General features: G+C 71.5%; 23 protein-coding genes. 13 read left to right on the top strand and 10 right to left on the bottom strand.

Annotation, left to right across the window (positions count from 1 at the left end; translation table 11 throughout):
- Positions 1-33: 33 nt before the first annotated feature.
- A complete protein-coding gene (locus ACIQWX_RS00700; RefSeq protein WP_400863715.1) occupies positions 34-1,707 on the bottom strand; it encodes a class I adenylate-forming enzyme family protein in 1,674 nt (557 codons plus the stop codon).
- 109 nt (positions 1,708-1,816) lie between these two features.
- Here ACIQWX_RS00700 and ACIQWX_RS00695 point away from each other — a divergent pair, with 109 nt between their 5' ends.
- The 3 genes from ACIQWX_RS00695 (at position 1,817) to ACIQWX_RS00685 (ending at position 4,744) form a co-directional block, all read left to right on the top strand.
- Positions 1,817-2,974 (top strand): acyl-CoA dehydrogenase family protein, encoded by a 1,158-nt coding sequence (locus tag ACIQWX_RS00695; protein ID WP_400863713.1) that lies wholly within the window; start codon positions 1,817-1,819, stop codon positions 2,972-2,974.
- A 346-nt stretch (positions 2,975-3,320) separates the two neighbouring features.
- Positions 3,321-4,250: an esterase/lipase family protein gene (locus tag ACIQWX_RS00690; protein WP_400863710.1), complete on the top strand. Its 930-nt coding sequence runs from the start codon at positions 3,321-3,323 to the stop codon at positions 4,248-4,250.
- 68 nt (positions 4,251-4,318) lie between these two features.
- Positions 4,319-4,744, top strand: a complete 426-nt coding sequence (locus ACIQWX_RS00685; protein ID WP_400863708.1) for a hypothetical protein — start codon at positions 4,319-4,321, stop codon at positions 4,742-4,744.
- Here ACIQWX_RS00685 and ACIQWX_RS00680 read toward each other — a convergent pair.
- On the bottom strand, positions 4,741-5,136 hold the full coding sequence (locus ACIQWX_RS00680; protein ID WP_400863706.1) for a hypothetical protein: 396 nt from the start codon (positions 5,134-5,136) through the stop codon (positions 4,741-4,743). The genes ACIQWX_RS00685 and ACIQWX_RS00680 overlap by 4 nt on opposite strands.
- Positions 5,137-5,273: 137 nt before the next feature.
- Between ACIQWX_RS00680 and ACIQWX_RS00675 the strand changes: the two genes are divergently transcribed.
- Positions 5,274-6,089 carry a DUF1206 domain-containing protein gene (locus ACIQWX_RS00675; protein ID WP_400869328.1) on the top strand — a complete coding sequence of 272 codons (816 nt, stop codon included), beginning with the start codon at positions 5,274-5,276 and terminating at the stop codon, positions 6,087-6,089.
- Here the strand turns inward: ACIQWX_RS00675 and ACIQWX_RS00670 are convergent.
- Positions 6,086-7,930, bottom strand: coding sequence for a GTP-binding protein (locus ACIQWX_RS00670; protein ID WP_400863703.1), 1,845 nt, complete (start codon positions 7,928-7,930; stop codon positions 6,086-6,088). The genes ACIQWX_RS00675 and ACIQWX_RS00670 overlap by 4 nt on opposite strands.
- Positions 7,931-8,177: 247 nt before the next feature.
- Here ACIQWX_RS00670 and ACIQWX_RS00665 point away from each other — a divergent pair, with 247 nt between their 5' ends.
- Complete coding sequence (locus ACIQWX_RS00665; RefSeq protein WP_400863700.1) at positions 8,178-8,618, top strand: DoxX family protein; 441 nt, start codon at positions 8,178-8,180, stop codon at positions 8,616-8,618.
- Here the strand turns inward: ACIQWX_RS00665 and ACIQWX_RS00660 are convergent.
- The gene (locus ACIQWX_RS00660) at positions 8,615-9,325 is read right to left on the bottom strand and encodes a TIGR03089 family protein (RefSeq protein ID WP_400863697.1); all 711 of its coding nucleotides are present in this window, start codon (positions 9,323-9,325) and stop codon (positions 8,615-8,617) included. The genes ACIQWX_RS00665 and ACIQWX_RS00660 overlap by 4 nt on opposite strands.
- A gap of 108 nt (positions 9,326-9,433) precedes the next feature.
- Between ACIQWX_RS00660 and ACIQWX_RS00655 the strand changes: the two genes are divergently transcribed.
- Positions 9,434-10,264: an NAD(P)H-binding protein gene (locus ACIQWX_RS00655; RefSeq protein WP_400863694.1), complete on the top strand. Its 831-nt coding sequence runs from the start codon at positions 9,434-9,436 to the stop codon at positions 10,262-10,264.
- Between the two features lie 72 nt (positions 10,265-10,336).
- Here ACIQWX_RS00655 and ACIQWX_RS00650 read toward each other — a convergent pair whose 3' ends face one another.
- Both ACIQWX_RS00650 and ACIQWX_RS00645 read right to left on the bottom strand, forming a co-directional pair.
- Entirely contained in the window at positions 10,337-11,635 is a 1,299-nt protein-coding gene (locus tag ACIQWX_RS00650; protein WP_400863691.1) for an LCP family protein, read from the bottom strand.
- A gap of 38 nt (positions 11,636-11,673) precedes the next feature.
- On the bottom strand, positions 11,674-13,200 hold the full coding sequence (locus ACIQWX_RS00645; RefSeq protein ID WP_400863688.1) for an LCP family protein: 1,527 nt from the start codon (positions 13,198-13,200) through the stop codon (positions 11,674-11,676).
- A gap of 138 nt (positions 13,201-13,338) precedes the next feature.
- Between ACIQWX_RS00645 and rfbB the strand changes: the two genes are divergently transcribed.
- Positions 13,339-14,328, top strand: a complete 990-nt coding sequence (rfbB, locus tag ACIQWX_RS00640; RefSeq protein ID WP_400863685.1) for a dTDP-glucose 4,6-dehydratase — start codon at positions 13,339-13,341, stop codon at positions 14,326-14,328.
- 8 nt (positions 14,329-14,336) lie between these two features.
- Positions 14,337-15,224 carry a dTDP-4-dehydrorhamnose reductase gene (rfbD, locus tag ACIQWX_RS00635; protein ID WP_400863682.1) on the top strand — a complete coding sequence of 296 codons (888 nt, stop codon included), beginning with the start codon at positions 14,337-14,339 and terminating at the stop codon, positions 15,222-15,224.
- On the opposite strand, the gene ACIQWX_RS00630 is transcribed toward rfbD, so the two are convergent.
- From ACIQWX_RS00630 to ACIQWX_RS00620, 3 genes are read right to left on the bottom strand one after another with little or no spacing between them, the layout of a single operon-like run.
- Positions 15,218-16,303 (bottom strand): glycosyltransferase family 4 protein, encoded by a 1,086-nt coding sequence (locus tag ACIQWX_RS00630; RefSeq protein WP_400863679.1) that lies wholly within the window; start codon positions 16,301-16,303, stop codon positions 15,218-15,220. The genes rfbD and ACIQWX_RS00630 overlap by 7 nt on opposite strands.
- Complete coding sequence (locus tag ACIQWX_RS00625) at positions 16,296-18,797, bottom strand: glycosyltransferase (RefSeq protein WP_400863676.1); 2,502 nt, start codon at positions 18,795-18,797, stop codon at positions 16,296-16,298. The genes ACIQWX_RS00630 and ACIQWX_RS00625 overlap by 8 nt, the downstream gene beginning before the upstream one ends.
- A gap of 31 nt (positions 18,798-18,828) precedes the next feature.
- Positions 18,829-19,764, bottom strand: a complete 936-nt coding sequence (locus ACIQWX_RS00620) for a glycosyltransferase family 2 protein (protein ID WP_400863673.1) — start codon at positions 19,762-19,764, stop codon at positions 18,829-18,831.
- A 9-nt stretch (positions 19,765-19,773) separates the two neighbouring features.
- Here ACIQWX_RS00620 and ACIQWX_RS00615 point away from each other — a divergent pair, with 9 nt between their 5' ends.
- The 3 genes from ACIQWX_RS00615 (at position 19,774) to ACIQWX_RS00605 (ending at position 23,189) form a co-directional block, all read left to right on the top strand.
- Positions 19,774-20,850 carry a glycosyltransferase family 4 protein gene (locus ACIQWX_RS00615; RefSeq protein ID WP_400863670.1) on the top strand — a complete coding sequence of 359 codons (1,077 nt, stop codon included), beginning with the start codon at positions 19,774-19,776 and terminating at the stop codon, positions 20,848-20,850.
- Positions 20,851-20,921: 71 nt separating this feature from the next.
- The gene (locus ACIQWX_RS00610) at positions 20,922-22,052 is read left to right on the top strand and encodes a glycosyltransferase family 4 protein (RefSeq protein WP_400869326.1); all 1,131 of its coding nucleotides are present in this window, start codon (positions 20,922-20,924) and stop codon (positions 22,050-22,052) included.
- Between the two features lie 276 nt (positions 22,053-22,328).
- Entirely contained in the window at positions 22,329-23,189 is an 861-nt protein-coding gene (locus ACIQWX_RS00605) for a glycosyltransferase family 2 protein (RefSeq protein WP_400863667.1), read from the top strand.
- Here ACIQWX_RS00605 and ACIQWX_RS00600 read toward each other — a convergent pair.
- A complete protein-coding gene (locus ACIQWX_RS00600) occupies positions 23,186-23,653 on the bottom strand; it encodes a hypothetical protein (protein WP_400863664.1) in 468 nt (155 codons plus the stop codon). The genes ACIQWX_RS00605 and ACIQWX_RS00600 overlap by 4 nt on opposite strands.
- A gap of 141 nt (positions 23,654-23,794) precedes the next feature.
- Between ACIQWX_RS00600 and ACIQWX_RS00595 the strand changes: the two genes are divergently transcribed.
- Together ACIQWX_RS00595 and ACIQWX_RS00590 are read left to right on the top strand one after the other, a co-directional pair.
- Positions 23,795-24,874 (top strand): sugar phosphate nucleotidyltransferase, encoded by a 1,080-nt coding sequence (locus tag ACIQWX_RS00595; protein WP_400863662.1) that lies wholly within the window; start codon positions 23,795-23,797, stop codon positions 24,872-24,874.
- 3 nt (positions 24,875-24,877) lie between these two features.
- On the top strand, positions 24,878-25,774 hold the full coding sequence (locus ACIQWX_RS00590; RefSeq protein ID WP_400863659.1) for a DNA-3-methyladenine glycosylase family protein: 897 nt from the start codon (positions 24,878-24,880) through the stop codon (positions 25,772-25,774).
- Positions 25,775-25,856 lie beyond the last annotated feature (82 nt).

Below are 25,856 nucleotides of genomic sequence, written 5' to 3'. Positions count from 1 at the left end.
CTCGGCCCGCTCGGCGGGCCGAGTGCCACCCGGCTACTCGAGCTCGCCGATCAGCTGGTCCCGCAGCTGCCGCTTGAGCACCTTCCCGGCCGCGGACACCGGGATCTGCTCGACGACGTGCACCTCCCGCAACCGCTTGTACGGCAGCACCTTTTCGTTCACCGCGGCCATGAGCTCGTCGGCGTCCAGTGCGCCGCGCAGGACGACGAACGCCACCGGCAGCTCGCCGACCTCGACGTCCGGGCGGCCCACCACGGCCGCCGCCGCGACGCCGGGCATCGTGATCAGCAGCTCCTCCAGCTCGCGCGGGAAGACGTTGTACCCCTTGTACAGCAGCATGTCCTTCTTGCGGTCCACGATGGACAGGTAGCCGTCCGCGTCGAGGATGCCGATGTCGCCCGTGTGGAGCCAGCCGTCGACCAGGGCGGCCGCCGTCTCCTCGGGGCGGTTGCGGTAGCCCTGCATGATCTGCGGCCCGCGCAGGCAGACCTCGCCCTTCTCGCCCGCCGGGAGCGGGTCCTCGCCGCCCTCGGCTGGGACGACCTTGACCTCGGTGTCGAAGATCGGGACGCCCACCGAGCCGACCTTGCGCGTGCCGGAGGCGTACGTCGGCGAGATCACCGCGCCCATCGTCGCCTCGGTGAGGCCGTAGCCCTCGCTGACCACCACGCCCGGGAACCGCTCGCGCAGCGCGTTGATCATCGCGTGGTTCATCGGCGCGGCACCCGAGCCGATCGCGCGTACCGACGAGAGGTCCGCGGTGTGGAACGACGGCGTCGCGAGCAGCGCGGCGAACAGCGCGGGCGCGCCGCCGATGCCGGTGATGCGCAGCCGTTCGGCGTCGGCGACGTACGCGGGCGGGTCGAAGCGCGAGTGCAGGACGATCGATGTGCCGGCGATCACCGCCGCGTTCAGGCCGCCGATGATGCCCATCGCGTGGAACCACGGCGTCAGGTTGATCGCGACGCCGGTGCCCAGGCGCGTCGGCCACTCGTCGGCGCTGCCGATCTGGTCGATGGTGACGTCGCCGCGGGGGTCGAGCGCCGGGACCGAGCCGCTGCCCCAGCACGCGTGCTGGAGGGTGTTGACCACGACGTTGCGGTGCGTGAGCCGGACGCCCTTGGACCGGCCGGTGGTGCCGCCGGTGTAGGCGAGGTGCGCGAGGTCTTCGTGGACGTCGATGTCCGCGTCGGGGCGCGTGTCGGGGTGGCCGGCTTGGAACGCCTCGAACTCGAACGCGCCCTTGGGCAGGTCGCCGGTCGGCCCGACGACGACGGTCAGCCGCGCCGGGATCCGGTCGGCGACGCTCGCCAGCGCGCCCGCGACCGGGCCGAACGTCACGACGGCGGCGGCCTCGCAGTCGGTGAGCTGGAAGGCGAGGTCGTCCGGCGGGAGCAGCGGGTTGGCCGGGCTGAAGGTGGCCCCGGCCAGCATGGTGCCGTAGTAGGCGACCGGGAAGGCGAGGCAGTTCGGCAGGTGCAGCGCGACGACGTCGCCGCGGCCGACGCCCCGCGCCCGCAGCGCGTGGGCGAAGCGGCAGGCCGCGCGGTAGGTCTCGGTGAAGGTGAGGCTGCGGCCGTCGTGGGCGAAGGCGGTCCGGTCGCCCCAGCGCGCGGCGCCCGCGGCGAGGATCGAACCGACCGGGACTTCGGGGTAGTCGAGGGAAGGGGGCAGACCGGGCGGCGTCGTCGGCGCGGTGATCGGCATCACTCGACCATACGAATTCTGCGGTCCGCGACACAAGGACGCAGCCGGTCGGTGAACGAGCGCTAACATCGAACAGGACTTTCCGACGTCGTAGAGAAGGTGACCCGAAGTGACCGACGGCCTGTACCAGCTTGCCGAGGAGCACGAGGAGCTGCGGGCCGCGGTCCGGGCCCTGGCCGAGAAGGAGATCGCGCCGTACGCGGCCGAGGTCGACGAGAACGAGCGCTACCCGATCGAGGCGTACAACGCGCTGGTCAAGTCCGGGTTCAACGCCGTCCACATCGGCGAGGAGTACGACGGCCAGGGCGCGGACGCCGTCGGCGCCTGCATCGTGATCGAAGAGGTCGCGCGGGTCGACGCGTCGGCGTCGCTGATCCCGGCGGTGAACAAGCTCGGCACGCAGCCGATCATCCTGTCCGGTTCGGAGAGCGTGAAGAAGCTGGTGCTGCCGTCGATCGCGTCGGGCGAGGCTTCGGCGTCGTACGCGTTGTCGGAGCGTGAGGCGGGGTCGGACACGGCGTCGATGCGGACTCGGGCTCGGTTGGACGGTGACCACTGGGTGCTGAACGGGACCAAGGCGTGGATCACCAATGCCGGTGAGTCTTCGTGGTACACCGTCATGGCTGTTACCGATCCGGAGGCCGAGAAGAAGGCCAACGGTATTTCGGCGTTCGTCGTGCACAAGGACGACCCGGGGTTCTCCGTGGGGCCGAAGGAGAAGAAGCTCGGCATCAAGGGGTCTCCGACTCGTGAGATCTACTTCGAGAACTGCACTATTCCTGAGGACCGGATTGTTGGTGAGCCGGGGACCGGGTTGAAGACGGCTCTGCGGACGTTGGATCACACTCGGCCGACGATCGGGGCTCAGGCTTTGGGGATTGCTCAGGGTGCGCTTGATGCTGCGGTGGCTTATGTGAAGGACCGTCGGCAGTTCGGGAAGTCGATCTCTGAGTTCCAGGGCGTTCAGTTCATGTTGGCTGATATGGGGACGAAGATCGAGGCTGCTCGGCACCTTGTGTACGCCTCGGCTGCTGCTTCGGAGCGTGGGGACAAGCGGGCTGGGTTCATGGCTTCGGCTGCGAAGGCTTACGCCTCCGATATTGCTATGGAGGTGACCACGGATGCCGTTCAGCTTTTTGGTGGGGCTGGGTACACGCGGGACTTCCCGGTTGAGCGGATGATGCGGGACGCCAAGATTACGCAGATTTATGAGGGTACGAACCAGATTCAGAAGGTTGTTATGGCTCGGGCGTTGCTCAAGGGCTGACCTTCGAAGACTAGAAACGGCCTCCGGCGCGGTGTTGCGCTGGGGGCCGTTTTTGTGCGCGCGGGCTGGTCGGCTTCGCCACCCCGCTCGCCGATTGTGACTACGGCCGGCGGTACCGCGTCAAGGCGGGAAAGATGCCTTGACCCGGTGCCGCCGGCCGTGTTCTGGCTTCGGATCGGGGTTGCGGGGAGGTCTGGGTTCCGTTGGCCTTCGGATGGCATGCCGGCCTCCGGTTGGGTCGGTGGGGGAAGAAAATGACCCACTAGGGGGAGTGTCCGGACGAGTTATTCGCGCGTTAGATCCTCGGTGATGCGGATCACCATCGGTTCACAGAGAGGTGAAACGGATGGGTGCGATGACGCGCGGGTGGCTCTTGGCCGCCGCTGCCTTGGGGGCCGTGCTTGTACTGGGGGCGGGGACCGCTCAGGCTGCTGAACGAGAACCGACCGGGCCCGTTCAGCCCAACATCCTCACCGCCGCCGTCTACTCGCTCGGCAACCCCACCATTGCTCCTCCCGGTGCCAACGACTGGGGTTGTAAGCCCACCGCCGCTCATCCCAACCCCGTCCTTCTCTCCAACGGGACCACCGCCAACGCCTACGAAAACTGGGCCAACCTCTCCCAGAAGCTCGCCAACGCCGGCTACTGCGTCTTCGCCGGCAACTTCGGTGGGGCGCCCGGCTCCTTCCTGCAGACCGTCGGGCCCATTGCCGACACCACGAAAGCGCTTGCCGCCTTCGGGGACAAGATCCTTCAGGCCACCGGGGCCGCCAAGCTCGACGTTGTCGGGCACTCGCAAGGCGGGATGAACGTCCGGTACTGGATCAAGTACCTCGGGGGCGCCGACAAGATCAGCCGGCTCGTCGGGCTCTCGCCCTCCAACCACGGGACCGATCTCTTCGGGCTGCTCAGCACCCTCGAAATGATCCCCGGGGTGCCCGCCGCGCTCGGGACCGTCTGTCAGGCCTGCAACGAACAGGCCGTCGGCTCGGACTTCCTCACCCAGCTCAACTCCGGGGGCGAAACCGTCGACGGCATCCAGTACACCGTCATCCAGACCCGGTACGACGATGTCGTCACGCCCTACACCAGTGCGTTCCTCGCTCAAAAACCGAACGTCAAGAACATCCTGCTGCAGAACGTCTGCGGGCTCGACTTCACCGACCACCTCGGGATCACCTACGACCCCGTCGCTCAGGGGCTCGTCCTCAACGCCCTCGATCCGGCCCACGCCAAGACGCCGCCCTGTGTGCTCGTTCCGCCCGTGATCAGCTGAGCTTTGCCACATGAGACATAACCCACCGCCGGGGCGGAATCGCGCTCCGGCGGTGTCACCCTCGAAGCATGTACTGGCCCGTTCCCGCGTCCTGGACGCCCCACGACGAAGCCGAGCTCGTCGCCGGCTGGCGGCTGTGGCTCGAGCTGTCCGATCGCGCCTGGCCGACCGCCGCCTGGGATGGCACGCCTGCCGGAGCTGTTCGGCAGCTGCGGGACCTGCTTGCCGCCTGTGACGAGATTGAAACCGCTTACCGGGCGGCCGCCCGCGAGCCGTCGCCCGGGTTTCTCAGCCTGACCCAGGGGCTCGCCGTTACGGCCGGCTCGGCCATCTCGCTCTGGTTCGACGACTTCGACCAGCTCGACGGTGAACGCGCCGCCCTGCTGCACGACGATCTCGCGCGCTTTGGTGAGCAGGCCGAGCAGGTGCTGACGCTGCTGGCCGTCAACGGTGGCTGGGCACGCCTCGACGAAGTCCGGCGCCGGCCCGCCTAAGCCAGGGTCGGGTCCGTGCCGCCGCCCTCGACCTGCCGGAACCGCGTGCCGCCCAGGAACTCGGCGAGGGGGCGGTCCAGCGTCAGGTCCGGGCCCGGCTCCAGGGTCCACGTCAGCTCGATGAGCTCGTCCACGTGCTGGCGGCGCTCGATGCGGTGGGTGACCTCCCCCTCCACCAGTGACCACGTGCCGTCCAGCTCCATCCGCAGCCGCACGGCCAGCCGGCCCGGCTCCGGTTCGGCCCAGTCGAAGCGGTGGACGCAGAAGCCCGTGCTCCAGCTCGACCAGTACTGCCAGCCCGTCCCGTCGGCGCGGAAGCCGAGTTCGGTGTACTCGGGCGAGCCGGGGTACAGCTCCGACTCCGACCAGTAACCGACCAATCGCGTGTTCACCCCGCGATCCTGCCACGGGCACAGCACGTGATTAGGCCGCTTGGCCCAGCCGATCACGGCCCGGAGTGGGTACCTGAGCAGGCATGAACCGGACATCAGACGGCGCGAACCGGGCCGAGGCGAAAGCCGAAAGCGGCGTGCACCGGACCGAGGCCGACGCCCAGCGGGGCGAAAAGAGCGACACCGCCCAGCTGCTCGGCCGGATCGGCATGGCCTGCTACGGCGTCGTGCACCTCGTCATCGCCTACCTCGCCGTCCAGGTGGCCTTCGGCGACAGCGAGCAGGCCGACCAGAAGGGCGCGCTGCAGCAGATCGGCTCGACGGCGTTCGGGCAGGTCCTGCTGTGGATCCTGGCCATCGGCCTCGTCCTGTTCGGCCTCTGGCAGTTCCTGATGGCCGCCACCGGCTACGAGTGGGTCAGCGGCGGGAAGCGGACGCGCAAGCGGATCGGCGCCGCCGCCCGCGGGGTCGTCGTCATCGCGCTGGGCTTCACCGCCTTCCGGATGGCCACCGGCAGCGGTGGCGGCGGGTCGAGCAGCCAGACGCAGCAGGAGTTCACCGCCAAGCTGCTCCAGCTGCCCGCCGGGCCCGCGCTCGTGGTCATCGCCGCCGCGTGCATCATCGGCGTCGCGATCGCCGCCGGCGTCAAGGGCGTGAAGAAGAAGTTCCTCGAAGACCTGAACACGACCGAGCTGCCGGGCAAGACCAAGCGCTGGATCGGCGGCGTCGGCCGGGTCGGCTACCTCGCCAAGGGTGTCGTCCTCGCGATCGTCGGGGTCCTCGTCGCCATCGCCGGGTTCCAGGCCGACCCGAACAAGGCCGGCGGGCTGGACGCCGCCCTCAAGACGCTCGCCGCCCAGCCCTTCGGCACCGTGCTGCTGACCGTCGTCGCGCTCGGCCTCGCCGCGTTCGGCGCGTACTGCTTCGGCGCCGCCTGGGCGCACAAGCGCTAACGCCGGGCCACCTGCGCGAGGTACTCCTTGCGGTCCAACGGGTTCTCGCCGGTCCGCGGCCGCGTCGGCGGCGGACCGGGGTACGGCCGGTAGTCGGCGAACTCGCTGAGGAAGACGCCCTCGCCCTGGCTCAGGGCCGGCAACGCCTGCTCGAACGCGTGGACGTGCTCGGCCGGGATCGTGCCGTGCAGCGTGCACGACGACGGCCCGACGGCGGGTTCGCCGGGCACCGCGCGCAGCTGGGCGAGCTTGAGCAGCACCGCGCTGACGGCGTTCGCCGGGACCTCCAGCTCGAAGCGGTGCACCGGCTCGTGCACCCGCGTCCCGGCCTGCTTCAGCGCCGCCATCAGCACCAGCGGTGTCATCTTGCGGAAGTCGCCCGCCGCGCTGAGCGGGCTGAAGAACGCCGTGTGCGTCAGCGTCACGGCGACGTCGAGCACCTCCCAGCCGTAGAGCCCCTGCTCGAGCGTGCTGTGCACGGTCTCCTCGATCGCCTTGTGGAACGCCAGCGGCAACGAGCCCAGCTCGACCGAGAGCCCGAACCCGACGCCGGAGCCGGGCTCGACGCGCAGCCCGACCGTCGCGAAGAAGTACAGCCGCTGCTCCGGATCCAGCCCCTCGACCGCCTCGCCGGCGCCGATCGGCTTTTCGACGTACAGCGTGCGCGTCTCTTCGAACTCGACGTCGACGCCGGCGCCCTCGGCCAGCATCGAGCGCAGCACCTCCTTCTGCACCTCGCCGTAGAGCCGGACCGAGACGTCGTGGCCGCGACGGCGGACGTCGATCAACGGGTCCTCTTCGGACAGTCGCGTCAGCGCCGTGAACATCGCCGCCGCCTGCTCGGGCCGGACCGGCCGCACCACGGTCTCCAGGCTCGGCGGCGCGAACCCGCCGTCGCGGGCGGTGCCGGGGGAGCCGAGCCGGTCGCCGATCCGGACCTCGCGCAGGCCGCGTACCCGGGCGACGTCGCCCGCGAGCGCCACGTCGTCACCGGTGACCTCGACCGCGGAGACCCGGCCGGCCAGCTCGACTTCGCCGCGGTAGAAAGGAATCCGTTGCCGCGGGGCCAGCGAGCCGGAGTGCAGGCGTGCGTAGGCGATCTTCTCGCCGGCGCGGCCGCGGTCGATCTTGAACACCGTCGCGGACAGGGGCCCGTCGCCGGTGCGTTCGGTCGCCGGGAGCAGCTCGGTCATCGCCGCCACCAGGTCCGCGACGCCGGCGCCGGTGATCGCCGAGCCGGTCAGGACGGGGTGCACCACGCCCCGCGCGACCTGGCGGGCCAGTTCCGCGCGGCAGGCGGCTTCGTCGACGCGGCCGTCCACATAGGACTCCAGGAACGCGTCGTCGCCGTCGGCGAGGAATTCGGGCGACGTCGCGTCGGTCACCGCGACCGCCCGCGGCGCCAGCTTCGCGCGGATGTCGCCGAGCTGGTCGCGGGCGCCCATCCGGTCGACCTTGTTGACGAAGACCAGTGTCGGGATGCCGAGCCGGCGCAGCGTGCGCATCAGCACGCGGGTCTGGGCCTGGACGCCTTCGACAGCGGAGACGACGAGCACGGCGCCGTCGAGCACGCGCAGCGCGCGCTCGACCTCGGCGATGAAGTCCGAGTGGCCCGGGGTGTCGATCAGCGTGATCCGGGTGTCGCCGGACACGAACGAGACCACCGCGGAGCGGATGGTGATGCCGCGACGGCGTTCCAGCTCCAGGGAGTCGGTCTGGGTGTCGCCGCCGTCGACGCTGCCGAGGTGGTCGATGGCGCCCGCTTCGAAGAGCAGGCGCTCGGTCAGGCTGGTCTTACCGGCGTCGACGTGCGCGAGGATGCCGATGTTCAGGGTTTTCACGGTCGCGAGGAGTCCTTTGTGATGCGGGTGACAGGCCGGGCGGAACGGTCTGTCGGCGCATCGGGGTCTCCTCACGGTCGTTGACGCAGGTCAGAGCGAAGATAGCGCCGGTTTCGGGCGCGTCCAAGCCATTTTCCGGTCCCTGTCGGTTCCCTGTCGATCACCCTCCGGAGCTTCGATCGGGCGTTCCGGACCCCTAACTTGGGGCGGGTCAGTTGAAAATTCACCCACCGGGGAGCTGAAACCGATGTTCGGACGAGTCAAGGACGTGGCGCTGCTGCTGGGGAGGATCGGCGTCGCGGTCGTCTTCCTCGCGCACGGGCTCCAGAAGTGGAACAACGGCATCGACGGCACGGCCAAGTTCTTCGAGATGACGGGCATCCCGCTGCCCACGGTCGCCGCGGTGTTCGCGATGACCGTCGAGATCCTGGGTTCGATCGCCTTCATCGTCGGGTTCCTGATGCCGCTGGTGGGCATCGGGTACGTCGTGATCTCGGTCGGCGCGCTGCTTTCGGTGCACATCGACAACGGCCTGACCGGGCAGGGCGGCTACGAGCTGGTCCTGGTGCTCGCGCTGGCCGGGCTCGCCCTCGGCTTCAACGGCGGCCGGCTCTCGCTGGACCACCTGCTGTGGGGTCGCAAGCGGGCGCGCCGCGAAGCCGAGGTCGGCGAGCTGCAGAACGCCTAGGCCGGGAGGTCCGCCGTGGTGCGCTCGGCATCACGGCGGGCACCCAGCTTCGCCTGGTCCGCGTTGCTCACGTGGACCAGGTGGGCGCCCGCGGCGAGGGGGACGAGCAGGCCGTCGAGGATGCCCTCCGGTCCGCTCCAGTCCCGCGTGGACAGTACTCGGTCGTCGGCGGTGAGACCGAGTTTTCCCGCCCGCGCACGGGCTTCCGCCAGCACTTCGTCCACAGTGGAGTGGAAGAGCGCGGCCGTGTCGCCCGCGATCGGGAAGAGCGGGCTGTACTGGTCGCCCGCCGCGCGGGACTCCGTCAGGTAGTCGAACGCGCCGCCGCCGGGCGGCTCGGCCAGCCCGCGGCCCATCGGGTCGAGCGTGACGACGGCCGTCGCCGCGGCGCCGGTCGGCTCCGGGTCGTCCGGTCCGACGAACGCCACCCGCGCGCCGGCGCCCTCGGTCACCACGCGCGCCCCGCACCACCAGGCGCCGAGCAGCACGCCGACCGTCTGCCAGTGCGCCGGGAGCTGCACGGCCACGGCGTCGCCCGGCTCGACGTCGAACTCCTCGGTCAGCCAGTTGGCCGTCTTGGCCGCCCAGTTGGCGGTCGTCACGACGGACAGCTCGACGCGGCTGCCCAGCTGGTCGTCGTAGTGGGTGATCAACGGTTTCGCGGGCGAGGCAAGCAGCGGGCGCAGCAGCTCGTCGGTCAGGCTCATGCGCACAGGCTAAAGCGCGGACCACGCGCTTCGCCGGTTGACACCGCCACGCGGATCTCAGTACGTTTGCTTTGCAAGCAAATGTAACTGGAGAGCTGGGGGACAGCCATGACCGTTCTCGTCACGGGTGCGCGCGGACACGTCGGCCGCGCCGTGCTCGACGCGCTCGTCGCCGCAGGTCAGGACGTGCGCGCGTCAAGCCGTGATGCCACGACGCTCGACGTGCCGACGGCGAAGGTGAGCGCCGACCTCGAAGATCCGTCCACACTGGACGCCGCGCTCGACGGCGTCGATTCGGTGTTCCTGTACACGCGGCCGTCGGGGATCGAGGGATTCGTGAAGGCGGCCGAGGCGGCCGGCGTGCGGCACGTCGTGCTGCTGTCGTCGGGCGCGACGCTCGAACCGGAGTCCGCGCAGAGCCGCATCGCCGCGCTCCACCACGCCGTGGAGCGGGCGCTGATCGCGGCGCCGTTCGGGGAGACGCGGCTCAACCCGGGCGCGTTCGCGACGAACGTCCTGGGCTGGCGCGCGGACATCGCGTCGGGGGTCGTCCGCACCGCGTACCCGGACTCGCGGGTCGGCGCGATCCACGAGAAGGACATCGGCGACGTCGCGGCGAAGATCCTCGCCGACGGCTCGCACGTCGGGGAGGCGCTGCAGCTCAGCGGGCCGGAGCCGCTCAGCTTCCGGGAGCAGGCAGCGGTGCTCGCCGACGTCCTCGGCAAGCCGCTGCCGGTCGAGGAGCTGTCGCCGGAGGAGGCCGCCGAGCGGATGGTCGCGCTGGGCTGGCCGCCCGAGGTGCCGCCGGAGGTCCTGCGGGCCTGGGCACGGACGGCGAGGGAGCCGTCGGTGGTGACGGACGTGGTGCGCGAGGTGACCGGCCACGCGCCGCGCACGTTCCGCCAGTGGGTGGAGGACCACCGCGCCGACTTCGCCTGAGCGCAGCCCTGAGGGCGGCACTTTCCCTATGAAAGCTGCGCCTCGGGTGGAGCTTTCATAGGGAAAGTGCCATCAGTTGACGCAGGGGACTCCGTCGGAGGCTTGGAGCAGCGGTGCCGCGGCGGGGGCGGCGCCGCTGCCCGAGCCGCCACCACCCGCAGGCAGCGCGCCACCGGCCGCCGGGGAGCCGCCAGGGGCCGGGCGGCCCGCCAAGCCGGCGACGAACGCGCGGACCGCCTTCGGGTCGATCTCCACGATGCTCTGACCGTCTTCGCTGCGCCCGTTCGCGGTGATCACCGGGATCGTCGCGAACGACAGGTCGCCTGACGCGATGCCCTTCGCCTGCTGCGCGAACTGCAGCAGGTCGAGCCCCGGGTCGAGGACCAGCGACCGGTGCACCGCGTCCATCAGGTTGTTCAGCGTGCCCGGGCTGGTCAGCGTGCCCGCCGAGAGCACCTGGTGCAGTGCCGAGGACAGGAACGCCTGCTGCCGCACGATCCGGTCGAGGTCGCCGCGCGGCAGGTTCTTGCGCTGCCGGACGAACGAAAGCGCTTCGCCGCCCGACACCGTCTGCTCGCCGCGGCGGAAGTTCGCGCCCGAGTCCTTGTCCTCGGTCGAGTGGTTCAGGCACACCTTGACGCCACCGAGCGCCTCGGTGAGCAGGTAGAAGCCCAGCAGGTTGATCTCGGCGTAGTGGTCGACGCGGACCTGCGTGAGGTCCTGCACCGCCTGCACCAGGACGCGGCGGCCCTCGGTGTCGGAGTCGCGCTCGATCTTCGCCTGGTCACGCTCGCCCTGCGCACGCAGCTGCTGCGCGAAGTGGGCCTTCGCGATGCCGTACGCCGAGTTGATCTTCGCCTTGCCGCGGCCGGGGACGTCGGTCCACGTGTCCCGCGGCACGGACACCGCCGACGGCTTCGAGCCGTCCTTGGGCACGCGCAGCAGGATGACCGTGTCGGTGTTCACCGCGCCGTTGTTGGCCTCGGTCCGCAGTTCCTTCAGCACGCGCAGCGGGAGCTGGTTGCCCTGGGCGTCGGTCCGCGCGTCGCTGCCGACGAGCAGGATGTCGTCGGCGCCGTCGTCCGCGGGCGGCGGCGCGGGCTCGCCGGCCCGCGGGGTGAGCGCGTCGGTCGTCGGGACGTTCTGCTGGAGCTGGTCCTTGGTGACGTAGGCGTAGCCGCTCGCGCCGAGCGCGAGCAGCGAGACGAGCCCGATCGCGACCCGGCGCGTCACCCGCCCGGCGCGGCGGACCCGCGACGGCGCTTCGGCCGCCGGAGCCGTCCGCGGGAACGGCGACGGCTTCCACTCCGGATCGTCGCGCTGCGTCACCGGCGATTCGGCCGGTTCCGGCTGTTCCTGCTCGTCGTCCATCCCCTGCTTACCTCCCCCGACCACCCTGCGTGCTCAGTCTAGTTGACGCAGGGAACGTCGCCCGCGGTGATCGGCGGCGCGGCGGGGGCGGACGAAACCGCGGTCGACGGCGGCGTCTTCGGGGCCGACGACGCCGGGGCGCCGCCCGGTCCGGCGGCCGAGCTGCGGAAGTCCTTGCCCAGCAGCACGCGCACGTGCCCGGCGGTGACGTCGCGGTCCGGCTCGGCCTGGACCGTCGTGCCCAGCGCCTGCTTGACCAGGTCCAGCGCGGCGCTGTCGGCCGGGTTGTACCGGACGACGGTGGTGTTGCGGGTGCTCAGCTTCTGGTCGGCGGCGAGCGTGAAGCCCTTGCCCTGGAGCAGCGTGTGGGTCTGGCCGGCCAGCGACGGCGCGCCCGTGCCGTCGAACAGCTCCACCGTGACGGCCTTCGCGCCCGGCAGCTGCGTCGACGTCGGCTGGGCCGGGGCGTCGCCGTCCGACGTCAGCCGCGTCACCTCGGCCTGGACGGCGGCCTGGTCGACGCGCAGGACGTCCGCGCCGCCGATCACCGCGTTGCCCAGCGTCGGGATGGTGTGGAACTCGATGTTGCCGCCGGTCAGGCCGCGCATCTGCTCGGCGAACTCGGTCAGGTCCCAGCCCTGCGAGAGCACGACCGACTTCTTGACCGCCGCCACGAGGTCGGCGATCTTGCCCGGGCTCGTGAGGACGTCGGTCGAGATGACCTTGCGGGCGAGTCCGGAGAGGAACGCCTGCTGGCGGGCGATCCGGTCGAGGTCGTAGTTGGGCAGGCCGTAGCGCTGGCGGACGAACGCGAGCGCCTGCACGCCCTCGATCGTCTGGCGCCCGCCCGGCAGGTCCACGCCGGACTTCACCTCTTTGACCGGTCCGTTGAGGCAGACCTCGACGCCGCCGATCGACTTGGTGATCTCGTAGAAGCTCGCCAGGTTGACCTCGGCGTAGCGGTCGATCATGCCCGGCTTGCCGATGAACTTCTCGATCGTGGCGATCAGGTTCTTCCGCCCGGCGACCTTGGCTTCCTGGTCGGCCTGCTTGAGGTCGGTCATGCCCTGGCGCTGCAACGTCTTGTAGGTGTCCGTGTACGCGTAGACGAAGGCGCTGTTGAGCTTGTGCTTGCCGTAGCCGCCCGCCAGCTCGACCCAGGAGTCGCGGGGGAACGAGATGGCGATCGCGTGCTTCCCGTTCTGGGGGATGTGCACGAGGATCATCGTGTCGGTGTTGAGCTCGCCGTCGGAGACGCCGGCGTGCAGCATGTCCAGCACTTCGCGGGGCAGCGGGTTGCCCTGCGCGTCCGTGCGGCTGTCCTGGCCGACCAGGAGGATGTCGATCGCGCCGTCGAGCGGCTTCGCGTGCGCTTCGGTGTCGGCGAAGACGTTCGTGGTCGTCAGGCCGGTGTTCGGGTCACCGATGAAGTGCCAGCCGTACCAGGTCAGGGCCAGGATCGCGACGGACAGCAACGAAACCACTACTTTGCCACCGCGGCGGGCGTAGACCGCGGCGCCGTGGCTCCGGCGCGCCGGGACGGTGGGCGCAGGCCATTCGGTCACGCGCTTCCTCCCCTGTGAAACCCCGTGCTTCCCCCAGGGCACCGATGTGCCTCCACCATGACTCTACTGAGGGTGTTGTCAGGCCTCCGTAGGCTGGGGGCCGATTGCCCCGTCCGGGGCGCGAGGAAAGGCGGGGTTATGCGGGTCCTGGTCACCGGTGGTGCGGGCTTCATCGGGTCGCACTACGTCCGGCAGGTGCTGACCGGCGCCTACCCGGCGCTGCGTGACGCCGAGGTGGTGGTGCTGGACAAGCTCACCTACGCCGGCAACGAAGCCAACCTGGCCCCGGTCGCCGCCGACCCGCGGCTCGAGTTCGTCCGCGGCGACATCTGCGACGCGCGGAAGGTCGCGGACGTCATGCGCGGGGTCGACCTGGTCGTGCACTTCGCCGCGGAGTCGCATGTGGACCGTTCGATCCTCGGCGCCGCCGACTTCGTGCTGACGAACGTGCTGGGCACGCAGAACCTGCTGCAGGCGGCCCTGGAAGCGGGCGTCTCGAAGTTCGTGCACGTGTCCACCGACGAGGTGTACGGCTCGATCGAGACCGGGTCGTGGACCGAAGACCACGTGCTGGAGCCGAACTCGCCGTATTCGGCGTCGAAGGCGTCGTCCGACCTGGTGGCGCGGTCGTTCTTCCGCACCCACGGGCTGCCGGTGTGCGTCACGCGGTGTTCCAACAACTACGGTCCGTACCAGTTCCCGGAGAAGGTCATCCCGCTGTTCGTCACGAACCTCCTGGACGGCCGGAAGGTGCCGCTCTACGGCGACGGCCTCAACGTCCGTGACTGGCTGCACGTGGACGACCACTGCCACGGCATCCAGCTGGTCGCCGAGGCGGGGAGGCCGGGCGAGATCTACAACATCGGCGGCGGCACCGAGCTGACGAACCGGGAACTGACGGAGAGGCTGCTCGAGGCGGTGGGGGCGAGCTGGGACAGCGTCGAGCCGGTCGAGGACCGCAAGGGTCACGACCGCCGGTACTCGGTGGACATCACGAAGATCGGTGACGAGCTGGGGTACGCTCCGCGCGTGTCCTTCGAGGACGGTCTGGCCGCGACAGTGGCCTGGTACACGGACAATCGCGCGTGGTGGGAGCCCCTGGCGGAGCGGGCCGCGCTGAAGAAGTAGGGGTTTTCGTGCCGCTGACGGTGCTTGTGCCCGGGGGTTCCGGGCAGCTCGGCCGCGACCTGGCCGCGCTCGCGTCTCCTTCCGTGGACGTGGTGGCGCCCGGTTCTTCGGAGCTGGACGTGACTTCGACGGGTCAGGTGCTGGCCGCGGTCGGCGCGCTGGCCGACCGCGCCCGCGAGAACGGGTCTTCCCCGGTCGTGGTGAACGCGGCGGCGTACACGGCGGTCGACAAGGCGGAGACGGACGAGGAGCGGGCGTTCGCGGTGAACGCGGACGGCCCCCGGGTCCTGGCGGCGGCGTGCGCTTCCCGGCGGGTGCCGTTGATCCACGTGTCGACGGACTACGTCTTTTCCGGGGACGCTTCTTCGCCGTACGAGCCATCGGACGAGCTGGGACCGCGTTCGGCGTACGGCCGGACCAAGGCCGCCGGCGAGGACGCCGTGCTCGGGTCGGGGGCTTCCTCGTGGGTCGTGCGGACCGGATGGCTGTACGGGCATTCGGGTTCGAACTTCGTGAAGACCATGGTGCGGTTGGAGTCTTCCCGCCCTGAATTGTCTGTTGTGGACGATCAGATCGGCGGTCCTACTTGGACGGCGGATTTGGCCGCGGGGCTTCTCGAGCTGGCTTCGCGCGTGGCTGCCGGCGACGGGCCGGAGCGGCGGATCCTGCACTGCACGAACGCCGGTTCGGTGACCTGGTTCGGGTTTGCTCGGGCGATCTTTTCCCAGTTGGGGGCGGATCCGTCCCGGGTCAAGCCGTGCACTTCGGCGGAGTACCCGCAGGCGGCTACGCGGCCGGCTTACTCGGTGCTGTCGCCGGCGTCGTGGAAAGAGGCATGGCTGACCCCGCTGCGGCCGTGGGAAGAAGCCCTGGCGGCCTACTTCGAGGCTCAGTGACGGCCTGAGGCCATCCGATAAGCCCCGACCGTCAACTCGGCACAAGTCCGCCACGTGAAGTTGGCCGCGTGCGCCCGCCGGGAAGCCGACGTCGCCACCGCGTGCGGGTCCGTCACCGCCATGCGCAACGCCTCCGCCAGCCCGTCCACATCGCCGTACGAGACCAAGCTCGCGCAGTCACCCGCCACCTCACGCAACGCCGGGATGTCCGTACACACCACCGGAACGTCCGAGGCCATCGCCTCCAGCACCGGCAACCCGAAACCCTCGTCCCGCGATGGCAGCACCAACGCCGACGCTCCCGCCACCACCGTGCGCAAGTCCACATCGGACAGATAGCCGGTCTGCGAAGTCCGGGCCGAACGCGGGAACGGGCCCGGCCCCGCGAACACCAGGTCCGGCAGGTCCGGTGCCGCCTCGTGGGTGCGGGTCAGCCAGTCCAGGCCCTTCCGCGGCCCCGCCGCGCCCGCGAACAACAAGTACCGCCCAGGCAAGCCGAGACGCGCCCGCCGCTCGTCGTCCGGTGGGCGCGCCGTGAACCACGCCGGGTTGACCCCCAGCGGCGTCACCACGATCTTGTCGCGCGACACGTCCAAGCGCTCCGCCACCGAGTCGGCCACCGCCGCCGTCGGGGTGCAGATCACGTTGGCCCGGCGGGCGCCGCGGCGGACCAGCTCCGGGAGGCCCCGGTCGCTGGGGGCCAGCTCCGCTGGGTTGTCCAAAAAGGCCAGGTCGTGGATCGTCACCACGCCCGCCGCGCGCAACCGGCCCGGCAGCACGAAGTTCGTGCCGTGCACGACGTCCGTCGGGCCGGCGAACAGCTCCACCGGCGGAAAGTCCGAACGCTCCCACGCCGCCCGCAGCAGGCGCGCCGCCACCGGCATTCCGCGTGCCCGGGCGCCGTACGGGAGCACGTGCCGCAGCCGGCGCCAGCCGCGCAGCGTGAACGCCACCGCGCGCGTGTCCACCTCGGGGATCGACACTAGCTCTTCGATCAGCGCCGAGGTGTACCGGCCGATCCCGGTGCGCGCGCCGAGCAGCGGGGTGCCGTCGAGGAGGACGCTCAGGGACCTAGCCACGGCGGAGCCGTTGCTTCGCGACCTTCAGCACCCGGCCGCCGACGCGCCGCGCCAGCTCGGACGCGCCACCCGCGGCGAGGTACTCGCGGACCAGGTCGGCGTCGCGGCGCAGCATGGCGCGGCCGCGGACCGGTGCCGTCGTCGTCAGGTCCGCCGACCCGGGCAGCCGGTCGGCCGCCGGGCGCGGGTCGCGGCAGAACTCCACCAGCGGCTTCAGCGCCTCGGGCCAGGTGTACCGCTGCGCGACGACGGCGATCCGCTCGACGCAGCCGGCGGCGAACTCCTCGTCGTACATGCACTTCTCGAGCGCGTCCGCCAGCGCGGAAGCGTCCTCTGCCGGGACGACGACACCCAGCCGTTCGGCCCGCACCAGGTCGGCGAACGAGTCGCCGTCGGTCGTGACGATCGGCAGCCCGGCCCACAGGTAGTCGAGCACGCGCGTGCGGAACGCGAACGTCGTCTCGACGTGCTCGTAGTGCGTGGTGACGCCGCAGTTCGCGTCCAGCAGCCAGTTCTGGCGCTCGTGGTAGGGCACCCACTGCTCGTTGAAGTAGACGTGCTTCCCGGTCAGCCCCAGCGAATCCGCGAGCCGGATCGTGCGCGTGCCGATGTCCATCTCGGCAACCTCGGGGTTCGGGTGCTTCATGCCGAGGAACACCAGCCGGACGTCGGCGCGGCGGCGGCGCAGCTCGTCCATCGCGCGGATCAGCGTCAGCGGGTCGAACCAGCTGTAGACCCCGCCGGCCCACAGGATGACGTGGTCGGTGCCGCCGATGCCCAGCGACGAGCGCAGCCCCGGCCCGGTGCGCACCGGGGCCTGCGGCGAGAGTCCAAAGGGGACGACCGCGAGCAGCGACTGCGTCGTCGGGTCGGCGTCGTAGAGCCGCGGGGACAGCCGGCCGAGCGCGGCGAGGTGGCCGAGCCAGAGGTGGCGCTGCCGTTCGGACGCGCAGAGGAAGAAGTCGCCGCGCTCGATCTGGGCGTCCAGCACGCGGGTGACGCCGGCGAGGTCGGCCGCGCGCCGGTCGTCGGCGATGCCCTTGCCCTGCTCCAACAGCTCGAGGTGCATCGGGTCGTAGAGGTCGGCGACGACGATCTTGCCGCTGTGCTCCTTCTTCAGCGACGGCGCGAGTTCCAGCACGTGCCCCTGCAGGACGACGACGTCGGCCCAGGCGATCGGCGCTTCCAGCTCGCGGTGCTTGCCGGCGCTGACGCGGAACGGCGCGGGCGGCGGCGTCGCGAGCGGGTTGGTGGTGACGAGGTGGACGTCGTGCTCGGCGGACAGCGCGAGCGCGATGTTCCACGCGCGGATCGCCGGGCCCGCCATCCGCTCGGTCAGCGCGTCGCCGGTGATGACGAGGATCTTGCGACGCTGGCCGAACGCTTTCTCGATGCCGAACGCCTCGACGAGGATGTCGTGCGCGGCCAGGTAGCGCGGCAGCGGGTAGGCGGGCTCCAAAGCCTTGCGCAGCAAGGGAAGCAGGTCGGTGTCGGTGCGGACGCGGGCGGCCTGCTCGACCGCGCGCGACTCGGCCAGCGACGGCAGCTGCTCGACGAACTGGTCGATCGCGAGGAGCCCGGCGAGCGTGGTGCGCGGGACGGCGACGTCACCGGACTCGATCGGGCCGACGCCCTGTTCGAGGTCCAGCTGGGTCGCGTCCAGCTCGCCGCGGGCGGTGGCCCGGCGCACGGCCAGTGCGAGCGCCGCGGGCAGCGCGCGGGCGAGCGTCTCGTCGGAAAGGTTCTTGTAGAGCGCGGCGAGGGCGTTGCGCTCCAGGAGGAAGGTCTCGCGGCCGGTTTCCGGAGCGTCGACCGCGGCCATCGTGCCGTGGTGGCGGTGGTACGTCAGCGACTCCGGGACGTACCGGACGCGCCAGCCGCGCAGGTTGAGCCGCCAGCCGAGGTCGACGTCCTCGTAGAACATGAAGAACCGCTCGTCGAAGCCGCCCAGCTCGGCGAACACCGAGGAGCGCACGAACATCGCCGAGCCGGTGCCGAAGAGAACGTCCTTCGCGACCTCGTGCTCGGCGGCCGGGACGTCGGCCAGCGGCGAGCCCGCGTGGCGCTTGTAGCCCATGCCGAACCAGGTCAGGCCGCCGTCGACGAAGTCGGTGCCGGTGCCGTCCCAGTCGAGGACCTTGCTGGCCACGGCCGCGACGCGGGGCTGCGTGCGCAGCTCGGCGACCGCGGCGGAGACCCAGCCGGGCGCCGGGCGGGCGTCGTTGTTGAGGAAGCCGAGGACAGTGCCCTTCGCGTGCTTCGCGCCGAGGTTGCAGCCGCCGGCGAACCCGGTGTTGCGGCCGGCCTCGATCACCTCCGCCTGGGGGACGGCTTCGCGGATGCGCGCGGCTTCGTCCGAGTTGTCGACGCAGATCAGCTCGAGCTCGGGGTAGTCGTGCTCGGCGAGCGCGCGCAGGCAGGTGATCGTGTCGTCGGCACCGCGGTAGTTGACCACGATCACCGAGACGAGCGGTTGCGGTTCCCCCTGCGCCAAAGCAGCTCCTTCGTCGGGATTGAGCGCCAGCTTAAAGCCCGGCCCAAGCCTCCCAGACCGCGCCTCGGCCGAGCGCGGCGTCCCGGCCGATCGCGCGGCGGGCCGCCAGCGTCGCCGGCAGCCGCGTCACCACCTCGGCCAGCACCCGGCAGCGCAGGCCGAACCGGAAGTTCGCCGCGGCGGGACGTCCCGGCCGCAGCGGCAGCAACGCTGTCAACACGGCGAAGCGGACCAGCTGGTTCACCGCGACCTCACGAGGTGCGCAGCGCAGCAGCATGAGCAGCCGGTTGCGTTCGTTCCAGCGGTGGAACAGCGGCGAGCCCAGCTCGGTGCTGACGCCGTGGGCGTGCCGGACGCGGGCTTCGGGCGCCGCGACGACGTCCCAGCCGGCCAGCCGCAGCCGCCACGCCGTGTCGGTGTCCTCGTAGTAGCAGAAGAAGCCGGCCGGGACGCCGTGCACGCTCGTCAGCACGTCCGTCCGCAGGAGCGCGGCGCCGCCGCAGAAGCCGAACACCTCGGCGGCGGGTTCGGTGAGGTCGGCGCCGTGGCCGTCGGCGGTCAGCCGGACGCCGGCGGACTGCGTGGTGCCGTCCGGCCGCACGAGCCGGGAGGTCGCCGCGCCGGCCAACGGCGCTTTTTCCAGCGTGTCCTCGAGCGTCGCGAGCCAGTCCGGCTCGGGTTCGGCGTCGTCGTTCAGCCACGCCATCAGCGGCGTCTCGACGCGTTTCGCGGCGACGGCGAGCGCGCCCGCGTAACCCGTGTTGCGCGGCAGGCGAATTACTTGCGGACGCGAAGGATGGGCCGCGAGCAGGGCGGCGGTGCCGTCGTCGGAGGCGTTGTCCACCACGAGCGTCCGATGTGGACGCGTCTGCGCGGCGAGCGCGTCGAGGCAGGCGGTGACGTGCCCGGCACCCCGCCAGGTCACGACGACCACCGTGGTGGCGGGATTCGCGGTCACGTCCCGCACAATAGCCGCGTGCCCGAACTGGTCGTGCTCGCCGAGCAGCTCCTCGCGCCCGTGCCCGGTGGCACCGGGCGCTACACGGCCGAACTGCTGCCCGCCCTCGCGCAGACCGCGCCGAAGGGCTGGACGGTTTCCAGCGTCGTCGCGCGGCACGCCGACGTCGGCGCGGCCCGGCTCGACGGCGTCGAAGCTCCGCGGGTGCTGCGCTCGCCGCCGCGGGTGCTGGTCGGGGCCTGGCAGCTGGGGCTGCCGTGGTGGCCGGGCGGCGACGCGGTGCACGCGCCGACGCCGTTCGCGCCGCCGCGCGCGCCGGCCGGGAAGACGTTGAGCGTCACCGTGCACGACACCGTGCCCTGGACCCACCCCGAGACGCTGACCGCGCGCGGGGTCAGCTGGCACCGGTCGATGATCGCGCGGGCCGCGCGGCGGGCGTCCGGGCTGGTGGTGCCGACGCGGGCGGTCGCCGACGAGCTGGCGGTGCTGATCGACGTCGACGTCCCGGTGCGCGTGGTGCCGCACGGCGTGCGCGTCCCGGCCGGCTCGGCGCCGCTGGACCTGCCGCCGCGGTACGTGCTGGCCGTCGGGACGATCGAGCCGCGCAAGGGGATCGACGTGCTGGTCGACGCGGTCGCGGCGCTCGACGGAGTGGCGCTGGTGCTCGCCGGGCAGCCCGGCTGGGGCGGCATCGACCCGGCCGCGCTGGCGCTCGAACGCGGCCTTCCCGCGGACCGGCTGCGGACGCTGGGGAAGGTGTCGGACGCCGAGCTGGCGACGGCGTTGCGCGGGGCGAGCGCGCTGGCCGTGCCGAGCCTCGCCGAGGGGTTCGGGATGGGCCTGCTCGAGGCGATGGCGGCCGGGGTCCCGGTGGTGCACACGGACGTCCCGGCGCTGGTCGAGGTCGCGGGCGGCGCGGGGATCACGGTCCCGCGCGGCGACGCCCGGGCGTTGGCGTCGGCGTTGCGCGAGGTGCTGGGTTCACCCTCCGTGGCCGCCGACCTCACTCGATCGGGGCGGGAGCGCGCGCGGACGTTCACCTGGCGCCGCGCGGCCGAAGCCGTCTGGGCGATCCACACGCGCTCGTTGAGCTGACCGGTTTGCCAGTTCCCCACCATGACGCGGGGTCACCGCCGTACCCTGCAGGGGTGAGCGATGATCCCCGGGTGCTGATCGACGCGACCGCGGTTCCCGCGGACCGCGGCGGGGTCGGCCGGTACGTGGATTCGCTCGTCGCCGCGCTCGACGCGGACGGGGCGCGGCTCACCGTCGTGTGCCAGCCCCGGGACCTGCAGCTTTACGATCGGCTGGCGCCGCGCTCGCGCGTGGTGCCCGCGTCGCCGTCGACGACCACCCGCACCGCGCGGCTGACCTGGGAACAGGCGACCCTGCCGAGGTTGGTGCGCCGCCTGGGCGCGGACGTCGTCCACTCGCCGCACTACACGATGCCGCTGGCCACGTCGGCGGCATCGGTCGTCACGCTCCACGACGCGACGTTCTTCACCGACGCGGTGCTGCACTCGTCGGTGAAGGCGAGGTTCTTCCGGGCGTGGACGGCAACGGCGTTGCGCCGCGCGACGCTGTGCGTGGTCCCCTCGGCGGCCACGGCGGCGGAACTGGCCCGCGTCGGCCCGGTCCGGCACGCGTCCCTGGAAGTCATTCACCACGGCGTCGACAACGAGCGGTTTCACCCACCGTCACCATCGGAGGTCGCGGCCGCCCGTTCGGCGGTAGGCCTCGGGCGGACGCCGTACGTGGCGTTCCTGGGGGCGTTGGAGCCGCGCAAGAACGTGCCGGCGCTGATCCGCGGGTTCGCCCGGGCGGTGGCGGGACAGCGTGACGCGCCGGCGTTGGTGTTGGCTGGGCAGCCGGGGTGGGATACCCAGGTGGAGCGGGCGTTGGACGGCGTTCCGCATCGGCTTCGCGTAATTCGGGCAGGGTATTTGCCCTTCGGGACGCTGGCGGGGTTCCTCGGGGGTTCCGAGCTGGTGGCTTACCCGTCGCTGGGCGAGGGGTTCGGCTTGCCGGTGCTGGAAGCGATGGCTTGCGGGGCTTGCGTGTTGACCACGCGGCGGTTGTCGTTGCCCGAAGTGGGTGGGGACGCGGTGGCGTACTGCGGGGTCGGCGCTGGTGACGTGGCGGCGGGGTTGGCGGAGTTGCTGGCCGATCCGGGGCGGCGGGCCGAACTGGCCACGGCGGCTCAGCAGCGGGCCAAGGAGTTTTCCTGGGCTACGACCGCTGAGCGGCATCGGGAGGCTTACGCCAAGGCTTGGTCCCGGCACCTCCGGACCCGCTGATCGCGACCGAGCGCCAGCAGGACGTGTGGTTCGAGGGGCGTAATCCCCCGCCGGGGAGTGCCTGGCTCGTCCGGAGCCCGGGCGACCGGAAACCGGGGACCTTCGCCATCCAGCCCGGCGACATCATCGATTTCGCGCCGGCCGGTGCGGTGGCCGCCGCGAGGCGTCAGCGGGAGCGCGCCGCCAAGAAGGCGCATGACGGCAAGTGAGTCCGACCGGCTGTCACCGTCCGCGGGGTGGCGGGGTTGCGGTAGGTGACCGGTGGACAATGGCCGGGTGACTGAGCACCCCCGCTATGGCGACGATGTCGGCGTCGTGACCGTGACCTACTTCTCCGAGGACACCATCGAACGTTTCCTCGACACCCTCGAGAAGGCCACCGAGCGCGAGGTCAAGGTGGTCGTCGCCGACAACGCTTCCGTCGAAGGCGCCCTCGAAGAAGTCGCGAAGAAGCGGCAGAACGTCCAGCTGCTCAGCATCGGCGAGAACGTCGGCTACGGCACCGCCGCCAACCGGGGCGTTGCCGAGCTCGACGACCGGTACGGCTGGGTCGTCGTCGTCAACCCCGACCTCGAATGGGAGCCCGGGTCGCTCGACGCCCTGCTCGACGCCGCGAGCCGGTGGCCGCGCGGGGGTGCCTTCGGGCCGCTCATCCACGATCTCGACGGCACCGTCTACCCCTCCGCCCGCCTGCTGCCCTCCTTCGGGCGCGGCATCGGGCACGCCGTCTTCGCGAAGGTCTGGCCCGGCAACCCCTGGACCCGCCAGTACCGCCAGGAGACCGGCACCCCGGTCGAGCGCACGTCCGGCTGGCTGTCCGGCTCCTGCCAGCTGATCCGGCGGGAGGCGTTCGACTCCGTCGGCGGCTTCGACACGCGCTACTTCATGTACTTCGAGGACGTCGACCTCGGTGACCGCCTCGCCCAGGCCGGCTGGCTGAACGTCTACGTGCCCTCGGCGAGCGTCACCCACGAAGGCGGCCACTCGACGTCGCAGGCGTCGGCGAAGATGCTCAAGGCCCACCACGACAGCGCCTACCGCTACCTCGCCGACCGCCACCAGGGCCTCGCCTGGAAGCCCGTGCTCGCGCTGGCCAAGCTCGGCCTCGCCGTGCGGCTGAAGCTCGAGACCCGCTAGATCCCGTCGAGCCGGCGCGAAAGGTCGGACTTGCCGTTCGTCTGCGTCACCGTCGGCACCAGGCCGGTGTCCTCCGGGTCCGGCTCCTTCAGCGGGCTCGTGATCGGCTCGGCCTGGGGCCGGCGCGCGAGCGGCGTGGTCACCTGCGGCGCGGGCAGCGGGGTAGTCGGCGACGGCGTGCTCAGCGGCGTCGTCGCCTGCGGGCGGCGGCCGCCACGGGCCTCCAGCCGCCGCGTCGGCGCCGCGCCGGCCAGCGGGTGGTCGTTCTCCTCGATCAGCGACGCCGGCAGCTGCGTGGTCGTGTCGGGGTCCTGGCTGCGGTCGAGCCCGTCGATCTGCGCCCGGGGTATCTGCTGGGTGTTCGACGAGTCCATCGGCGACGTCGCGCTGTCGGGTGTCACGACGAACACACCACGCGCCTGGGCTCGTGCGAGCAGGGCGTCCGCCCGATCGCGGGGGTCCATCCCCTCGGCCTCCCGACTGACCCGGGGCCCTCTGGGGAAAGGCCCGCCTGTTTCCTGTCTAGGGTAGGCCCTCCGGGCGACCTCCGTCAGGGTTTCCCGCGGCTTGTCGCTCAGCGGTGCGTGATACAGGAGGAGATTTCCGTGACGTCCGAGGTTGAGGTCGATGCCGTCGTGCTGGTCGGGGGCAAGGGCACCCGCCTGCGTCCACTGACCCTTTCGGCACCGAAGCCGATGCTCCCGACAGCCGGGACGCCCTACCTGAGCCACCTGTTCTCCCGCATCCGCGAGGCCGGGATCCGGCACGTCGTGCTGGGCACGAGCTACCGGGCGGAGGTGTTCGAGGAGTACTTCGGCGACGGCAAGTCGATCGGTCTGGACCTCGAGTACGTCGTCGAGGAGGAGCCGCTCGACACGGCCGGCGCCATCCGCAACGTCTACGACAAGCTGCGCGCCGACCACGTGATCGTCTTCAACGGCGACATCATCTCCGGCTCCGACCTCGGCGAGCAGCTGCGCGTGCACCGCGAGTCCGAGGCCGACGTCACGCTGCACCTGCAGCGCGTGCCCGACCCGAGCCGGTTCGGTTCGGTGCCGACCGACGAAACCGGCCGCGTCCAGGCGTTCCTGGAGAAGACGCCGAACCCGCCGACCGACCAGATCAACGCCGGCTGCTACGTCTTCCGCCGCCCCGTGATCGAGGCCATCCCGACCGGGCGCCGCGTGTCGGTCGAGCGCGAGACGTTCCCGCAGCTGCTGGAGCAGGGCGCGCACATCCACGGCTTCGTCGACGCGTCCTACTGGCTGGACGTCGGCACGCCGGAAGCGTTCGTGCGCGGGTCCGCCGACCTGGTGCGGGGCGTGGCGCCGACGTCGGCGCTGCCCGGGCGTCCCGGCGACTTCCTGGTGCTCGACGGCGCTTCCGTCGCCGAAGACGCCCACCTCTGTGGTGGTTCGACCATCGGCGGCGGCGCGGTCGTCGGCTCCGGCGCGAAGATCGACGGCTCGGTGCTGTTCGACGGCGCGGCCGTCTCCGAAGGCGCGATCGTCGAGCGTTCGGTGCTCGGGCACGGCGCGCGCGTCGGCGCCGGCGCGGTGCTGCGCGGCGTCGTGCTGGGCGACGGCGTGTCCGTCGGCGCCGGCTGCGAACTCCTCGACGGCGCCCGGATCTGGCCGGACACCGTGCTGCCCGACGGTTCCGTCCGCTTCTCGAGCGACGCGTAGCCGATGTTCTGGCGTCCCGCGTTCGAGGTCGACTTGGGCAGTGTCCTGAGTCCGCTGAAGCGCGGGCGCGGGTCGCTCAACATCCTGACCGACGAGCGCGGCATCACGTGGCTGGCGTCGAACACGCCGGACGGCCCGGGCACGCTGGCGCTGCGCCGCCTTTCGGACGGCCGCATCGAGGCGGCGGCGTGGGGCGAGGGAGCGGACCGGTTGCTGACCGGCGTCCCGGCGCTGCTGGGCGCGGACGACGACGATTCGGAGTTCGTCGCGCACCACGACGTCGTCGCGCGAGCCCGGCGGGAGAACCCGGAGCTGCGGCTGGGCGCGACGGGCGTGGTGTGGGACTGGCTGGTGCTGGCGGTGCTGGAGCAGAAGGTGACCGGCAAGGAGGCGATCCGGTCGTGGGCCGAGCTGTGCCGCCGGTTCGGCGCGCCGGCGCCCGGACCGGGGCCGGAGCGGCTGCGCGTCCCGCCGACACCGGTGGCGCTTCGTTCGTTGCCGGACTGGCACTGGCACCGCGCGGGCGTCGACATCAAGCGGCGCACGGCGTTGCTGAACGCGGCGCGGGTGGCGGGCCACCTGGAGCGGGCGGTGGAGCTGCGCGGGCTGGCTGGGCGGCATTTGCTGCGTCACGTGCCGGGCATCGGGGTGTGGACGGCGGCGGAGATCGCGCAGCGCGCGTGGGGCGACCCGGACGCGGTCAGCTTCGGGGACTACAACATCCCGTCGATGGTGGGGAACGCGGTGCTGGGCGTGAAGCTGGACGACGCGGGGATGGCGGAGGTCTTGGCGCCGTACGCGCCGCAGCGGCAGCGGGCGGTGCGGTACCTGGAGGCGGCGGGACATCGACGGCCGCGGTTCGGGCCGCGGATCGAGTTGCGCGACTACCGCGCGATGTGACGCGGGTGGCGGGCTCGCCGCGGGATGGTTGCGTGGTGTTTGTGAGGCGAGCTGGGCCGGGCTGCTGGGCAGGGTGCTCGCG

This window comes from Amycolatopsis sp. NPDC098790 (assembly GCF_044759945.1).
Lineage (GTDB): Bacteria > Actinomycetota > Actinomycetes > Mycobacteriales > Pseudonocardiaceae > Amycolatopsis.
Note: the sequence above shows the minus strand (reverse complement) of the source record. Positions and strands in the feature narration are given on the sequence as shown.

Bases quoted from the DNA above. Each gene is read 5' to 3' on its own strand.
- ACIQWX_RS00690 (WP_400863710.1), top strand. From the start codon at position 3,321: ATGGGTGCGATGACGCGCGGGTGGCTCTTGGCCGCCGCTGCCTTGGGG.
- ACIQWX_RS00665 (WP_400863700.1), top strand. From the start codon at position 8,178: ATGTTCGGACGAGTCAAGGACGTGGCGCTGCTGCTGGGGAGGATCGGC.
- ACIQWX_RS00590 (WP_400863659.1), top strand. From the start codon at position 24,878: ATGTTCTGGCGTCCCGCGTTCGAGGTCGACTTGGGCAGTGTCCTGAGT.
- ACIQWX_RS00700 (WP_400863715.1), bottom strand. From the start codon at position 1,707: ATGCCGATCACCGCGCCGACGACGCCGCCCGGTCTGCCCCCTTCCCTC.
- ACIQWX_RS00650 (WP_400863691.1), bottom strand. From the start codon at position 11,635: ATGGACGACGAGCAGGAACAGCCGGAACCGGCCGAATCGCCGGTGACG.
- ACIQWX_RS00600 (WP_400863664.1), bottom strand. From the start codon at position 23,653: ATGGACCCCCGCGATCGGGCGGACGCCCTGCTCGCACGAGCCCAGGCG.
- ACIQWX_RS00660 (WP_400863697.1), bottom strand. From the start codon at position 9,325: ATGAGCCTGACCGACGAGCTGCTGCGCCCGCTGCTTGCCTCGCCCGCG.
- rfbB (WP_400863685.1), top strand. From the start codon at position 13,339: ATGCGGGTCCTGGTCACCGGTGGTGCGGGCTTCATCGGGTCGCACTAC.
- ACIQWX_RS00655 (WP_400863694.1), top strand. From the start codon at position 9,434: ATGACCGTTCTCGTCACGGGTGCGCGCGGACACGTCGGCCGCGCCGTG.
- ACIQWX_RS00685 (WP_400863708.1), top strand. From the start codon at position 4,319: ATGTACTGGCCCGTTCCCGCGTCCTGGACGCCCCACGACGAAGCCGAG.